13 protein-coding genes are annotated in these 14,922 nt (G+C 36.4%); 3 read left to right on the top strand and 10 right to left on the bottom strand.

Annotated features, from left to right (window positions below; translation table 11 throughout):
• Positions 1–185 precede the first annotated feature (185 nt).
• From leuD to leuA, 4 genes are all read right to left on the bottom strand, one after another.
• Positions 186–788: a 3-isopropylmalate dehydratase small subunit gene (leuD, locus tag J3U36_RS04770; protein WP_267377894.1), complete on the bottom strand. Its 603-nt coding sequence runs from the start codon at positions 786–788 to the stop codon at positions 186–188.
• A gap of 10 nt (positions 789–798) precedes the next feature.
• Positions 799–2,208 carry a 3-isopropylmalate dehydratase large subunit gene (gene leuC, locus J3U36_RS04765; protein ID WP_267359070.1) on the bottom strand — a complete coding sequence of 470 codons (1,410 nt, stop codon included), beginning with the start codon at positions 2,206–2,208 and terminating at the stop codon, positions 799–801.
• Between the two features lie 68 nt (positions 2,209–2,276).
• The gene (gene leuB / locus J3U36_RS04760) at positions 2,277–3,356 is read right to left on the bottom strand and encodes a 3-isopropylmalate dehydrogenase (protein ID WP_267351712.1); all 1,080 of its coding nucleotides are present in this window, start codon (positions 3,354–3,356) and stop codon (positions 2,277–2,279) included.
• Between the two features lie 69 nt (positions 3,357–3,425).
• The gene (gene leuA / locus J3U36_RS04755) at positions 3,426–4,973 is read right to left on the bottom strand and encodes a 2-isopropylmalate synthase (protein WP_267377896.1); all 1,548 of its coding nucleotides are present in this window, start codon (positions 4,971–4,973) and stop codon (positions 3,426–3,428) included.
• Positions 4,974–5,421: 448 nt separating this feature from the next.
• On the opposite strand from leuA, the gene nfsB reads away from it, so the two are divergent.
• On the top strand, positions 5,422–6,066 hold the full coding sequence (gene nfsB, locus J3U36_RS04750; RefSeq protein WP_267377897.1) for an oxygen-insensitive NAD(P)H nitroreductase: 645 nt from the start codon (positions 5,422–5,424) through the stop codon (positions 6,064–6,066).
• Positions 6,067–6,119: 53 nt separating this feature from the next.
• On the opposite strand, the gene J3U36_RS04745 is transcribed toward nfsB, so the two are convergent.
• Positions 6,120–6,980, bottom strand: a complete 861-nt coding sequence (locus J3U36_RS04745) for a hypothetical protein (RefSeq protein ID WP_267377899.1) — start codon at positions 6,978–6,980, stop codon at positions 6,120–6,122.
• 230 nt (positions 6,981–7,210) lie between these two features.
• Here J3U36_RS04745 and ettA point away from each other — a divergent pair, with 230 nt between their 5' ends.
• The gene (gene ettA, locus J3U36_RS04740) at positions 7,211–8,878 is read left to right on the top strand and encodes an energy-dependent translational throttle protein EttA (RefSeq protein WP_267351704.1); all 1,668 of its coding nucleotides are present in this window, start codon (positions 7,211–7,213) and stop codon (positions 8,876–8,878) included.
• A 54-nt stretch (positions 8,879–8,932) separates the two neighbouring features.
• Here the strand turns inward: ettA and J3U36_RS04735 are convergent, their stop codons facing one another.
• Genes J3U36_RS04735 through J3U36_RS04725 form a run of 3 tightly spaced genes read right to left on the bottom strand, consistent with a single transcriptional unit; the run spans position 8,933 to position 12,500 of the window.
• Complete coding sequence (locus J3U36_RS04735) at positions 8,933–10,564, bottom strand: DUF2813 domain-containing protein (protein ID WP_267377901.1); 1,632 nt, start codon at positions 10,562–10,564, stop codon at positions 8,933–8,935.
• A 15-nt stretch (positions 10,565–10,579) separates the two neighbouring features.
• Positions 10,580–11,383, bottom strand: coding sequence for a lipopolysaccharide core heptose(I) kinase RfaP (rfaP, locus tag J3U36_RS04730; RefSeq protein WP_267377903.1), 804 nt, complete (start codon positions 11,381–11,383; stop codon positions 10,580–10,582).
• On the bottom strand, positions 11,376–12,500 hold the full coding sequence (locus J3U36_RS04725; RefSeq protein WP_267377905.1) for a glycosyltransferase family 4 protein: 1,125 nt from the start codon (positions 12,498–12,500) through the stop codon (positions 11,376–11,378). The genes rfaP and J3U36_RS04725 overlap by 8 nt, the downstream gene beginning before the upstream one ends.
• A 227-nt stretch (positions 12,501–12,727) precedes the next feature.
• Here J3U36_RS04725 and J3U36_RS04720 point away from each other — a divergent pair, with 227 nt between their 5' ends.
• Positions 12,728–13,198, top strand: coding sequence for a hypothetical protein (locus J3U36_RS04720; protein ID WP_267351697.1), 471 nt, complete (start codon positions 12,728–12,730; stop codon positions 13,196–13,198).
• A 340-nt stretch (positions 13,199–13,538) separates the two neighbouring features.
• Here J3U36_RS04720 and J3U36_RS11395 read toward each other — a convergent pair whose 3' ends face one another.
• A complete protein-coding gene (locus J3U36_RS11395) occupies positions 13,539–13,868 on the bottom strand; it encodes a DUF2645 family protein (protein ID WP_411596944.1) in 330 nt (109 codons plus the stop codon).
• Positions 13,869–13,931: 63 nt separating this feature from the next.
• Positions 13,932–14,888: a TIGR01212 family radical SAM protein gene (locus tag J3U36_RS04715; RefSeq protein WP_267377907.1), complete on the bottom strand. Its 957-nt coding sequence runs from the start codon at positions 14,886–14,888 to the stop codon at positions 13,932–13,934.
• Positions 14,889–14,922 lie beyond the last annotated feature (34 nt).

The following is a 14,922-nucleotide window of genomic DNA, read 5'->3' as shown; positions in this document are numbered from 1 at the left end:
TATTCTTTGTTACTTTTTATTCCTTATGAACAATTTATAGTCATAATTTTCTGATGTAAAAATAAGTTGCGGAAGTATATATTATATTGGTCATCTAAGTGAAATGTTCTTGGGTAACTTATTTTAAAAAAAGGTGATATATCATCGCTTAAATAGTAATAAGCGATGATATCTTCATTAAGAGTTTATGCTAAAAAAGAAGGGATTTTATGTTCAAATGCACTGATTGCATCTTCATGTTGTAGCGTTAAACCAATATTATCTAATCCATTTAATAAACAATGGCGTTTAAAAGCATCAATTTTAAAAGGATATTGCTTATCGCCTGCAATCACGACTTCGTTAACCAGATCGATAGTAAATTCGATTCCTTCATTGGCTTCAACAATTTTGAAAAGTTCATCAATGTCTTCTTCTGACAGATTCACTAACAATAGTTGATTGTTAAACGAGTTGTTATAAAAAATATCGGCAAAACTCGAACCGATAATCGTTTTAAACCCATAATCTGCTAATGCCCATGGTGCATGCTCACGGGATGAACCGCAGCCAAAATTTTCACGTGTTAATAAAATACTGGCGCCTTTATAACGAGGTTTATTTAACACAAATTCTGGATTTGGTTGTTCGCCAATATCATCTAAAAAACGCCATTCATGAAAAGCATGTTTACCAAATCCAGTACGAGTTACTTTTTGTAAAAATTGTTTTGGAATAATCGCATCGGTATCAACATTAGCCGCATCTAAAGGAACGACTAGTCCTGTGTGTGTTGTAAATTTTGCCATGACCGTCTCCTTAAAATGGTTTGCGAATATCTGTAAAATAGCCAGTGATTGCTGCTGCGGCAGCCATAGCAGGACTGACTAAATGCGTTCTGGCGTCTCGACCTTGTCGCCCTTCAAAATTACGATTACTGGTCGATGCACAGCGATCCCCTGGCGCTAATTTATCATCATTCATGGCTAAACACATTGAACACCCAGGTAGACGCCATTCAAAACCCGCATCGATAAAAATCTTATCTAAACCTTCGGCTTCAGCTTGTTGCTTCACAGGCCCCGAACCAGGCACCACCAAAGCTTGCACGCCGTTAGCGACTTTACGTCCTTGAGCAATTTTTGCTGCGGCACGGAGATCTTCAATTCGAGAATTAGTACAGGATCCAATAAAGACTTTATTAATCTTGATATCACTTATTTTTGTCCCTGCGGTTAATCCCATATAGGTTAATGCACGCTGAGCAGACTGTTTTTCAATGGGATCGGCAAAATCATTTGGATTTGGCACAGCGGCATCAATGGATGTGACCTGTCCGGGATTGGTTCCCCAAGTGACTTGTGGGGCAATATCTTTGGCTTCAAGAGTAACAACACGATCAAAATGTGCACCGTCATCGGTTTTTAAGGTTTTCCAATAATCTACCGCTTTGTCAAAATCGTCCCCTTTTGGTGAAAATTGGCGACCTTTTAAGTATGCAAAGGTGACTTCATCGGGTGCTACCAGACCAGCCTTAGCTCCCATTTCAATTGCCATATTACATAGTGTCATACGGCCTTCCATTGATAAGGCTTTAATGGCCTCACCACAAAACTCAACGACATGCCCTGTGCCACCAGCACTGGTTGTCTTACCGATAATGGCTAAAATAATATCTTTAGCGGTAATGCCGTCGGCCACTTGACCTTTCACTTCGATTCTCATGGTTTTAGCACGACCTTGTTTTAAGGTTTGCGTTGCTAATACATGTTCAACTTCTGATGTGCCAATACCAAAAGCGAGTGCGCCAAATGCGCCATGTGTTGCGGTATGTGAATCCCCACAAACTATTGTCATACCGGGTAATGTCATCCCTTGTTCTGGGCCGACAACATGGACGATACCTCGCAATGGACTGTGTAGCCCATAAAGTGAAACACCAAATTCTTCAGCATTTTTGGCAAGTTCAGTTAATTGAATTTGAGCCATTTCGCTACATGCATTTAAATCATTACTTTTGGTTGAGGTATTATGATCCATGGTTGCAAAGGTTTTATGGGGTTGTCTCACTTTTCGATTCATCGCCCGTAAACCATCAAAAGCTTGAGGTGAGGTCACTTCATGAACTAAGTGACGGTCGATATATAAAATAGGTGTTTCATTTGGCGCTTCATACACAACATGCGCATCATATAATTTTTGATACAATGTTTTTGGGTTTGTTGACATTGCTTTATTCCTTTATTGTTATCCTGAAGATTAACCGAATTTTTTCAACTTAAGCATATTAAATTTTGTTAGATAAAACGGCAGATAGCATCGCCCATTTCATCGGTTGAAACATACTGACCGCCTCGAGCTAAATCAATTGTTCTGATGCCTTGTTCCAGCGCTTGATTAACTGCATTTTCAATTGCTTTAGCAATATCATCACGTTTTAAGCTATAACGGACTAATAATGCTAAAGAGAGTATTTGGGCGGCTGGATTGGCAATATTTTTTCCTGCTATATCGGGCGCACTACCACCAGCGGGTTCATATAACCCAAAACCTTGCTCATTTAGACTCGCAGAAGGTAGCATTCCCATTGAACCGGTTATCATGGCACATTCATCCGATAAAATGTCGCCAAATAGGTTTGAACATAAAATCACGTCAAATTGTGAAGGGTCTTTCACCAGTTGCATAGTGGCATTATCAATATACATATGTTCAAGCGTGACATCGGGATAATCTTTAGCAATTTCAGTGACAACTTCTCGCCATAATATTGATGTTTGTAAAACGTTGGCTTTATCTACCGAGGTGACTTTTTTACGTCTAATTTTGGCTGCTTCAAAAGCCATTTTTGCGATACGTTCAATTTCAAATCGATGATAGACTTCGGTATCATAAGCTCTTTCTTGGGCACCTGTGCCTTCACGTCCTTTGGGTAAACCAAAATAGATTCCGCCAGTTAATTCCCGCATACATAAAATATCAAAGCCACGTTTAGCAATGTCTTCACGTAAAGGACAAAGTTCTTCTAAACCTTGATAAAGACTTGCTGGTCGCATATTAGCAAATAATTTGAAATGTTTACGTAGTGGTAATAATGCACCACGTTCTGGCTGTTGATCAGGGGGTAAATGTGTCCATTTAGGCCCGCCAACAGATCCAAACAATATGGCATCGGCTTTTTCACAACCTTCAAGTGTGTCATTAGGTAGTGGACAGCCATGAATATCAATCGCTGCGCCACCCACATCGTATTCACTTGTGGTAATAGAAAGTTGATATTTTTGACGGATAATATCAAGCACTTTATAGGCTTGTTTCATGACTTCTGGCCCAATTCCATCCCCGGGTAATACTGCAATATGGTAATTTTGTGACATGTTTTTATTCCTTAACAATCTCATTAAAATTGGTTATTTTGTTCCTGATGAACAAAACAAGATTCGTTCTCAATCATGATGTAATTTTTGTTTTTCCTCGGCAACTTGGTTTGCTCGATAAACATTATTCAAGACATTTATCAATGCTAAAGCTGACGAATGCACAATATCGGTAGCTAGCCCAACGCCGTGAAATTTTCGACCTTTATATTCAGCAACAATATCAACCTGACCTAGCGCATTTTCGCCTTGACCTTTTGATGCCAATTGATATTTAACAATTGAAATAGGTTCGCCAGTAATACGATTTATTGCTTGATAAACGGCATCGACGGGGCCATTACCAGTTGCTGCATCAGAGAATTTTTGATCACCAATATTTAAGCTTACTGATGCAGTCGATACGACCGTGGAACCTGATTGAACATTAAAGTAATCTAATTTGTAATGATCTTGTTCATCTTTCAATTGATTAATGAATATTAATGCTTCAAGATCATAATCAAAAACTTGTCCTTTTTTGTCTGCCAATTCAAGAAAAGCTTCATAAACTTGATCTAAATTATAGTCTGTATCATGGTAGCCTAATTCTTCTAATCGATGTTTAACGGCTGCACGCCCTGATCGTGAGGTAAGATTTAATTGAACTTGATTTAACCCAATTGATTCTGGGGTCATGATTTCGTAGGTTTCTCGGTTTTTTAGAATACCATCTTGATGAATACCGGATGAGTGCGCAAAAGCATTACTGCCAATAACGGCTTTATTCGCCGGTATTGGCATATTGGTAATTTGACTGACAATTTGACTGGTACGATAAATTTCTTGATGATTGATATTAGTATGAACATTTAGGATATTTTGACGAACTTTGATCGCCATAATCACTTCTTCCAAAGCGGTGTTTCCTGCTCGTTCACCTAAACCATTCATCGCCCCTTCAATTTGCCGAGCACCTTCTTGAATCGCGCTAATCGAGTTAGCCACCGACATACCCAAGTCATCATGACAATGAACAGAGATAATCGCTTTATCAATGTTCGGGACACGTTCAAATAAGGTACGAATAATGCCACCAAATTGATAAGGAACAGTATAACCGACAGTATCTGGGATATTGATCGTCGTTGCCCCGGCTTTAATTGCCGCTTCAACGATCCGACATAAGTTATCAATTGGGGTACGACCTGCATCTTCACAAGAAAACTCCACATCATTAGTATAATTACGTGCACGCTTAATGCAGTGCACAGCCCTGTCAACGACATCATCAAATGTCATTTTTAATTTATCTTGTACATGTAACGTCGATGTTGCCATAAAGGTATGAATGCGAAACTGATCCGCAACTTTCAATGCTTCAGCTGCAACATCAATATCCTTATCAATACAGCGTGATAGCGCACAAACCCGACTATCTTTGATGGTTTTTGCAATGGTTTGTACCGATTCAAAATCACCGGGAGATGAAACAGGAAAACCAACCTCCATAACATCAACTCGCATTCGTTCTAAAGCTAATGCAATTTGCAATTTTTCTTTTACACTTAGACTTGCTTGTAATGCCTGTTCGCCATCACGTAATGTTGTATCAAAAATAATGACTTGGTTGCTCATTGTTTTTTCCTTTTCTTATTTAGCGCTATCTCGGTGTTTAGCGTTATAAAACAAAAAACCCGCACTTTAGCGCGGGTTCTTGTTAATTTGTCGAGTATTTTATATTTAAAACTTTTACTCCAAACACAAGCTATCCGCGCAAGATAATGCGAGGAGGAGGCTGAGGTTGTGAGTTAAAAAGTTAATAAACATAAAAATCTCTAAATTCAACAGTTATACAAAATAAATTGGTGTTATTTTTATCAAATGCTGATGAATGTGTCAACGATTATTTGTCAATGAATAAAAAATATTCTAAACTAAAATTGTCTATGCCTTATTCTAACTATTATTCTCGACTAATTTTCAAAGTTCGTCCTATCAAAATAATATATTGAGCGTCTTATCATTCTGGTTATACTATTTCTTATGGTATTAATTATTTAAATCATTAATTAAGGACATTAAAATGAACATAGTTGAAATTTCAGAAAAACGTTATACCACAAAACATTATGATCCAACTAAAAAAATTCCGGCTGAGGTGATTGAACAACTTTTAACAGTATTAAGAAACAGTCCATCTTCGGTTAACTCTCAACCGTGGCATTTTTATATTATTGACAACGAAGCCGCTAAAAATAAAATTTTGCCAGCAATAGCTGATTTTAATCAACCACGTGTCACCGGCTCATCACATACTATTGTTTTTTGCATTAAAACCCCGTTGGATGAAGCCCATTTAGTCAATCTCCTTAATCAAGAAGAGAAAGACGGACGTTTGCCTTCGGCGGAATTAAAGGCGTCTCAAGATCAGGGCCGACGTTATTTTGTAAATTTAAATAGCAAAACACCTGAATCGCAACAGTGTTGGGAAGGTAAACAAGCCTATATTGCATTAGGGCAATTGCTTTTTGCCGCTGCGGCAATTGGTGTGGATTCTACTGCAATAGAGGGTTACGATTCTGCAAAAATGGATGAAATTTTAGATCTTAAAAACAAAGGATTGAAAAGCATTGTGGTTGCAACATTAGGTTATCGTGCTCAAGATGATGGTAATGCGCATCGTCCTAAATCACGTCTGCCGAAAGATCAAATCTTCACCTTCTTATAATCTGATTAACATCCCACCTCGTATTAGGTGGGATGAGTAAAAAGGGTATGGTATTACTTCTCTGAATAATTGCTATAGTGGTTCAGTTTCTCTTCCAGCACTTGTTGTTGTTTAAAAGAAAACTCTTCATAAAAAAAGAAATAACCCATATCTTGCTGTATAAAAAACGCATAACCTTTTGGTGTTTTCTCGATTTTGAAAAATTCAGCATAGTTAATATTAAAATAATTTTCTACTCTTTTTTGGTAATTGAATGCTATATGATCATTATAAAAAATACAGGTCATACTGCGAAAGCGTTCATTTAATGTTAAAACCTGTTTTCTTGCTTGCTGTTTAAGACTAAAATTAAGTATCGTAGGTAATAAAATAATAGCTAATATGAAAGCTAATACAGACAGTGGCAAATTTTTTATAATTGCCGCCAACAAACCTAAAACGGAAAAGAAAATAGATAAAGTCAACGTAGTTTTGTAATGATTGCGAGATATATGACGAAATAAAACATATAATCGTTGATAGTCAAATTGATAATTTATCGTTGCTATTTCGGGTTGTTGATTTTTGCTTAAATAAGGAGCCAGATAATCTTTTAGCAGCAGTAACTCATCCTGTTGAAACAGATCATAACGAACAAATTCAAAAATTATCTTATTATAAAAAAAAAATAACCCAGTTGTGGTTTCTTTTATTTGATATAGATCAGAGTAATAGAAAGTACTGACTTCGTTTTTATCGTTATTTAGCTTCACTATTTTTTCATTATCGAAGGTGAAGGTAAAATTACGCATATTATCAGCAATTGAATCATCTATTTTTTGTGTAAACTCATCATCCAAACAATCTTGCAGCGCGTAATAAGTATCGACAATATATTGTCGATCAATATGGCAATTAACTGTGATGTTACTCATTCTTGCTCCTAAAATGGTCTTTATCACTCATACTGTCAATTTAATAGGTTATTAATTATATATAAAACCAATTATATTGCATGTTAAACATAAAAGAGAGTGAATAAATCTAATCAATTCGACAAATAACCCTAGACCCCATTGACAGAATCGTTACAATATACGGCATGACTTTTATAGTAAGTAAAATTAACTTGGCTATGATTAATTTAACAAACGGATGATGTTTTATGGCGCAATATGTTTATACCATGAATCGTGTTGGGAAGATTGTTCCTCCTAAACGTTATATTTTAAAAGATATCTCTTTAAGTTTTTTCCCTGGTGCTAAAATTGGTGTTCTTGGCTTAAATGGGGCAGGTAAATCGACATTACTACGAATTATGGCAGGAGTGGATACCGAAATTGAAGGTGAAGCTCGTCCACAGCCGGACATAAAAATAGGTTATTTACCGCAAGAACCTAAACTTGATCCTAAGCAAACTGTACGTGAAGCAATTGAACAAGCTGTTGGTGATGCCAAAAAAGCATTGGCTCGTTTAGATGAAGTTTATGCGGCTTATGCTGATCCAGATGCTGATTTTGACAAATTAGCCAAAGAACAAGCTGAACTTGAAGCAATTATTCAATCGCAAGATGCGCATAATCTGGATAATCAATTAGAACGAGCTGCCGATGCGCTACGCCTGCCTGATTGGGATGCAAAAATCGAAAATTTATCGGGTGGTGAGCGTCGCCGTGTTGCTATTTGCCAGTTATTGCTGGAAAAACCGGACATGTTATTAATTGACGAACCGACTAACCATTTAGATGCTGAATCTGTGGCATGGTTAGAACGCTTTTTACATGACTATGAAGGCACTGTAGTCGCTGTAACCCATGACCGTTACTTCTTAGACAATGTTGCTGGTTGGATTTTAGAGCTAGACCGTGGCGAAGGTATTCCATGGGAAGGTAATTACTCATCTTGGCTTGAACAGAAAGATCAGCGATTAGCGCAAGAAGCGGCAACCGAATCTGCTCGCCGTAAATCGATTGAAAAAGAGCTTGAATGGGTACGCCAAAATCCAAAAGGTCGCCAAGCAAAAAGCAAAGCCCGTCTAGCCCGTTTTGAAGAGCTTAATAGCAACGATTACCAAAAACGTAATGAAACTAATGAACTCTTTATTCCGCCTGGGCAACGTTTAGGTGATAAAGTTATCGAAGTGCAAAACTTAACTAAATCCTATGGTGATCGAGTATTAATCGATAATCTGTCATTTAGTATTCCTAAAGGGGCGATTGTTGGGATCATTGGTCCAAATGGTGCGGGTAAATCGACGCTATTTAGAATGCTATCGGGTAAAGAACAACCAGATTCAGGAACTATCACATTAGGTGATACCGTACAACTTGCCTCTGTCGATCAATTCCGTGACAGTATGGATGATAATAAGACTGTTTGGGATGAAATTTCAAATGGGCAAGATATTATGCGTATTGGTAACTTCGAAATTCCAAGCCGTGCCTATGTTGGTCGCTTTAATTTTAAAGGCGTTGATCAGCAAAAAAGAGTTGGTGAGTTGTCTGGTGGTGAACGTGGTCGGGTGCATTTAGCTAAGTTATTACAAGTTGGTGGTAATGTACTATTACTGGATGAACCAACCAATGACTTAGATGTCGAAACACTGCGAGCACTGGAAAATGCGTTATTAGAGTTTCCGGGCTGTGCATTAGTTATTTCGCATGACCGTTGGTTCTTAGATCGTATTGCAACCCATATTTTAGACTACCAAGATGAAGGGCATGTGGAGTTCTTTGAAGGTAACTTTACCGAATATGAAGAGTGGAAAAAACGGACTTTAGGGGCAGAAGCCTTAGAGCCGAAACGTGCCAAATACAAACGTATAGCAAAATAGGTTGTATCGACTTCCGCCGATAACTACGGCGGAATATGACAGGGACTTAACTGGCTATAATGTTGGATCGAGCTTATTTGAGGCTTTATTTATTTTCGAAAAAGCGTCAATTAAAAGAGGAGGAATCGATTTTACTCCTCTTGATTTTGCATCATCACAAACTGCAATCGCTAAATCAGGTTTTGAGCTATTATGGATCGCTTTTTGAATAATTTTATGGACGGGCAAATCAATATATTCAACAGTATGATAGGCCGCTAATTTATACACATGGCTAAAACCATTTTTAAAAAGAAAATTCTCGATGTCCCGAGCGGGCAAAATAGTTAAATACTCATTCGGGTCTTTATCCGAAGGACACAAAGATTTTAACGTTTCAGCATATTTTTTACCTGCCATATCGCCGTCGGTAATGACATACCAGTGAATCCCCATTTTATTGGCATACTTAATTAATGGTTTTAAACCACATTGAGCAAATTCCAGTAACTGCACGCCTTCAGAACTAAGATGATATCCGCTTTGTTCTGCGAGTTCTCGTAGTAACCAGACTTCCGTTTCACCCTCCACTAATAGCCAGCAACGTGCAAAGATAGCACTTGCCCGTCGATAGAGAACGTGAAATAAGATTCGACGGTTATCATCAACACTCAATGAATTCGGTGCAATATATTTTGTCACTATCTGATCAGGTAGACGAATCAACCGATAAATATTTTCTAATGGAAAGAGAGAAACGAGATCACTTGAATTGGAGGTGATGATTTTTTGTGTAGGTAGATTTTTAAGTAATCGGAAACCAATTGATAGAATAATTGGATGAAGTTGGCTTTCTGGCTCTTCTAAAATTAAAATTGGTACTGCGTTTTGCGTTAAAGGATTATCACTTTTGGCAATCATAATAGAGCCGAAAATATCTAACAAAGCTGTCCGTAAATAGCGATTATCAAGCTCATCTAAAATATTATTAATGCGTTCAAGTGAATTCCAATCTTCACTACGAGGGCTATTTTTCTTTGCGACATTTTGATAACGTTGTTCAGGATTGCCAAAATAGTATTCTAATAAAGCACGTCCAGCTTTTAAGCCTTGTTGCAATTCATTTTGACTTAACTGTGCTGAGTGTTCGTGTAACTGTTTAGAAAGTTGATCTATAAAATATTCTGATAAAGGTTGATTGGTGACAGGTAGGTTAGGCGTATTCGTTGCATTTTTAAGGGCGACTACTGGATTAAGTTCAATAAGGGTTGCAATGAATGAATCTGGATCGGAAAGCGTATAGCGCTTGTTGTGATAATCAACTAAATTATGTTGGCTAATAATATTTGTATTGTGTTTATTAGCCGTGAGTTGATAAGTAATTCGTCTAAAATTATCTTGTTCTATTTGATAAGCAACAGCTTGTAAAGTTTGATGACTTTGGTTATTCAGCTCATTTTCATAAGATTCGCAATAAGTTGCAGTAATACTAATTTTATTGCCATAATTTTCATGTTTATCGTGATAAAAATCGGAATCAACAAATTGATAAAATTTTTTATCCAGTGATAAAAGGGTTAGTGCACGGATTAAGCTTGAACGTCCCCAACGGTTTTCACCAATCAGAACACTGGCTTGTGAATTTAATTTTAATGATAATCGGCTTATTCCTTGAAATCCTTCAATATCGATTTGTTCAATAAACATAGTATCTCCTTATTGCTAAAGATGATATTTTTCCGTACGTTTACGAATTCTTTCTGCTTTTTGTTGAGTGTGACTAATCAACTTGTGTTCATCTCGTAAAATTGTTTTTAACGGCTTATTAAAATAAACTTTTAAAAATAGCCAAATATCTCGCGTTGTTAAGCCAATATTGCGGGATGAAAAATAGAGTCCAATCAGATCTTTATCACGCCAGCGGGTGGGTACTTGCTGACGAATTTGTGCTCGATGTAAGTCAATAACCGACAATTTTATTTGTTGATGATTTTCAAACAGTGGTAAATCAAGTAAAAAATGGCACAGATAACAATCACGATGATTAACACCTGCTGCATGCATATTGGCGATCATTTTTGCCAGATAAATAATTAATAAACGCTTTAAGTGATAACTAGGCGGTGTTGTCGCCCATGATTGTGTGAAATCTTCTAAACTAATAGCAGGATTAAGATCATGGGTAATAATAAAGGAATGACGGGTAAGAGGATTGAAACCTTTACGCCCAAAAGCGCGTCCATCCATCGTATTGACACCCACTTGCTCTAAACGATGTATTGCATCCCATTCTTGTTTGGCATCTAAAACGGGCAATCTGAATGATAACAGATTTTTTAAGATCTCTTTTATTGTTGTACCACGATGAATTTTAATAAAATATGATTGTCCATCTTGTTCAAAATTTAATGTTTTTCGTTGATTAACTGCTCGATAGATAGTGCCCGAAATCAATTCAACTTCAGTAAACGGATCTTTATTTTTCCATATCTGATCGAACGGTGATTTAAGTTTGATTTCATTCATAATGTCTACAACCTAAAATAATGTCTGTGGCACGTTCAGCCAAATGATATAAATCCGCTGTTTCGCCATAGTGGATGGCATTATTATGCCAAGTTAACAATTGTTGTTTATCCGTGATGGCATGATAGACGGCTTGATTGAGTTCAGATTGAACAAACGGTTCGTTAAGTACAACGCCAGCATTAGCATCGTGGATATGATAGGCATAACCTGAAATACCAGATACAATGACCGGTACACCTGCTGCTAATGCTTCAACTAATACCATACCTGCGGCTTCTTGTCTTGCCGGATGCAGCAGTAAATCGGCTGAAAATAGAAAATCAGGAATATCATCACGACCCGAAAAAAAGTGAACTCGCGGTAAAATACCAAGCTGTTTAGCTAATTTTTGATAATCATCAGCTTTGTCTTGTCCTACAACTAAGTAAACCAATTTTTGTTTTAAGTCTTCAGGCAATGCAGCAATTGCATATAATGTACGGTCAACCCCTTTACGTTTAAAGTCTGAACCAATTTGTACTATGACAAAATCATCCTGATTTATCTGATTGGTTTGTCTAAATAGTTGACGTTTTATTGGTGAATCAGAATTATATTGACGATTTTGTGCAATACCAGGTGGTAGTAATGAAAAACGTGAAGGTTGGGTGTGATAATACTTTTCAAAGTCATGTATTTGCTGTTTAGTAAGAGCCATTATTTGTGTGTGGTGATGTGGATTAAATACCGCATCTTCAAATGCCAAATAATGCTTACAGCGTGGTAATAATTGATAAAAAAAGCCCTTATGTGACACTTTTTCTGCAAAACAAGTATCGCCTGCAAAATAGACATCCAAATTAGGCATTTTATTAAAACCAACAACACAATCAGCAGGATGCGTTTGTAAATGTGTTTTTACCCAATAATAATAATTTTGGTTTCGATGATGGTTTGAAAGCCCTTTTTTGGGTACTAAGATGATATCAAAATTGACAGGTTTATCGCCTTGCCAGTCCATCACATAGACACGAACTTTATGTCCACGAGCTAAGCAAGCATTAGCAATCTGCAAAAAATCACGTTGCAGACCACCAAAAGGAAAATATTTATAGATACAAAAAGCGAGTTGCATGCACATTGCCTCAAGTGTGAAAGGCATATTATATACTTGTTGCTAGACAAGGTACAAAAAATAGATTTTATCGTTAGTTTTTAGCGAAAAAATAGGTCGTTTTTTGCTTGCGCTTTTAATTTAAAAATATGATGAATTTTATTGTTTGAATGATTTTTAAATGATAATATTCTGCGCCCATAAAGTTAACTCTTTATTTTTATCTAAAAATTATAACAAGGAAAAAAATGGTCGTACATCAATTCAAACAATCACTGCTAACGCCTTGGCAGAAAACTAAAATTGAAATTAATGATGATGTTGTCAACATTGATGAATTAACTAATTCTTTTAGCAAGAATCCTTTATCCAATCTTGCCGGTAAAAAAAGAGAAATTCCAATAAAAAGTATTCATTCTCTTTCCATTACTCGTACATATAATCTTAAAGGCGGATTGATCGGCGCAATAATAGTCTGTTTAGGAATAAAAGAAATTATCGATTTGTTTTCACATTTTGGGGATATTGGGCAAATCATTCTATCTATTTTACTACTGCCATTAGGATTATTAGTATTATTTTGTAGTGTTAATGAAACATTATGCATTAAGTATGATAACAAAGAGTGTGAAATTGATATTTCTCTTTTAGAGCGTGAAACATTATCTAAAATTGTCAGCGATATAAATGAACGTTTAGACAATCATTCAAAAGTTTAGATTTGAATCATTTTTATTGAAAATCCCCCTAAATCTTAATGAACCAAAGCGATGTTAAATGATTTTAAATCGGTAATTTCGCTTTGGTTATTCTTTATTTCGGTTCCACAATCTAGCGATCTTTACACTTTTATTTTAATTCATACTAATACGTTAACATGCATTGTTGTGGGCAATTCTATCAACGTTGATATTGATTCTTAATGCCGTTTTAGATCCTTTTTAATAGCATAAAGGATCTAATTTTCACAAAATTGTACTCCAAAGCTTTATTAGCAAAATTAAACCTTAATGGGGCTGTTAAAAACAAATTATCTAAACAGACTTTTTAATTTTACCTTTAGCACCAATTGAAACGCAAATAAAAAGACCACAAAAGATAGATAAGCACAATTAACATATATGTGTATCGGATCATTTTATTTTTGAGTAAAAATAAAATAAGAAAGCAGGGAATTAAAACAATGATGGGTTCAGTTGTTAATCGTCCACCTACTGGTAATTGACATAGATTATTGAACACGCCTGAATCGACCAACCATTCATATTTATCTGCTGAAAAAATCTTTATTAAAAAAAATAAAAAAATACAGTATATAAATGGAAGAATATTAACTTTAACAACGCTTGCAAATCTTTTAGATGCAATGTTAACTCTTGATGTTTTCATCCTTAAAAAATAGAATCCTTAAATTATGTTGTTTTTTTAAAATCTTTGTTAGGAATTAAACCGCTAACTGCCTAAATTGTCAATTGAATCTTTAGATTGTTTACAATGATATGTGTCGTTAATCGCGCTACCTTGAGCACCAAATTGCCTTAAATTTTGGTCTACAGCATTCATTGATTGCCAGTGATTTTCGCACCAATCAGGGGCAAGTAAGGTAGGTTTACGAGCATTGGCAGAGATGCGGTGATACAAAATATGGGCTGGTGTTTGCCTAATAATATCGCCAGCAATATCGACATACTGCTCTAAAGAGAGTATGTCGAGCCGACCTGCACGCCACACTTTAGCCATAATACTGCCTTCTACGATATGTAACGGATGCAGTTTTAAACCATCTACACCACTATTTAACACTTTATCAAGCGTCATTAAATTATCCTGCTTGGTTTCTTTAGGCAGACCAATGATTAAGTGAGTACAAACTTTTATACCAAGACAACGAGCCTTTTGCACCGTTTGATGATAGACATCAAATGTATGTCCACGATTAATATTGTGTAACGTTTTATCGTGAGCCGTTTGTAAGCCAAGCTCAAGCCAAACTTCGAAGCCTTTTGCTTGATAACTGGCAAGTAAATTCAGCGCTTCATCTGGCACACAATCTGGGCGAGTACCGACACAAAGCCCGATAATATCCGCACTATTGAGTGCTTCTTCATACATATTTTTGAGTATTTCAACTTCGGCATAAGTGCTGGTATAGGCTTGAAAATAGGCAAGATAGCGCTTGGATTTTTTCATCTGACGCGCTTGTTGGGCAAGCTGCTGTGAAATCGTTTTTACTTGAATGGACTCATCAATGATCGAAGCGACATTACAAAAGGTACAACCACCAACACCGATAGTTCCGTCACGATTAGGACAACTAAAACCACCATGTAAAGTCAGTTTATAAATTTTTTCGCCGTAACGGCGTTGCAGGTCAGAACCAAATGTATTAACGACTAAATGAAGTTGCATAATCAGCCAAAAATAAAATTTTGGCTATTTTACG

This window comes from Gilliamella sp. B3817 (assembly GCF_026536705.1).
Taxonomy (GTDB): domain Bacteria; phylum Pseudomonadota; class Gammaproteobacteria; order Enterobacterales; family Orbaceae; genus Gilliamella; species Gilliamella apicola_I.
The sequence above is the reverse complement of the archived record's forward strand: the minus strand, read 5'-3'. Positions and strand labels throughout refer to the sequence as shown.

Coding starts and splice junctions, on each gene's coding strand:
- J3U36_RS11395 (WP_411596944.1), bottom strand. CDS start 13,868: ATGAAAACATCAAGAGTTAACATTGCATCTAAAAGATTTGCAAGCGTT.
- nfsB (WP_267377897.1), top strand. CDS start 5,422: ATGAACATAGTTGAAATTTCAGAAAAACGTTATACCACAAAACATTAT.
- leuA (WP_267377896.1), bottom strand. CDS start 4,973: ATGAGCAACCAAGTCATTATTTTTGATACAACATTACGTGATGGCGAA.
- J3U36_RS04735 (WP_267377901.1), bottom strand. CDS start 10,564: ATGTTTATTGAACAAATCGATATTGAAGGATTTCAAGGAATAAGCCGA.
- leuB (WP_267351712.1), bottom strand. CDS start 3,356: ATGTCACAAAATTACCATATTGCAGTATTACCCGGGGATGGAATTGGG.
- leuC (WP_267359070.1), bottom strand. CDS start 2,208: ATGTCAACAAACCCAAAAACATTGTATCAAAAATTATATGATGCGCAT.
- J3U36_RS04715 (WP_267377907.1), bottom strand. CDS start 14,888: ATGCAACTTCATTTAGTCGTTAATACATTTGGTTCTGACCTGCAACGC.
- J3U36_RS04745 (WP_267377899.1), bottom strand. CDS start 6,980: ATGAGTAACATCACAGTTAATTGCCATATTGATCGACAATATATTGTC.
- rfaP (WP_267377903.1), bottom strand. CDS start 11,383: ATGAATGAAATCAAACTTAAATCACCGTTCGATCAGATATGGAAAAAT.
- leuD (WP_267377894.1), bottom strand. CDS start 788: ATGGCAAAATTTACAACACACACAGGACTAGTCGTTCCTTTAGATGCG.
- ettA (WP_267351704.1), top strand. CDS start 7,211: ATGGCGCAATATGTTTATACCATGAATCGTGTTGGGAAGATTGTTCCT.
- J3U36_RS04725 (WP_267377905.1), bottom strand. CDS start 12,500: ATGCAACTCGCTTTTTGTATCTATAAATATTTTCCTTTTGGTGGTCTG.
- J3U36_RS04720 (WP_267351697.1), top strand. CDS start 12,728: ATGGTCGTACATCAATTCAAACAATCACTGCTAACGCCTTGGCAGAAA.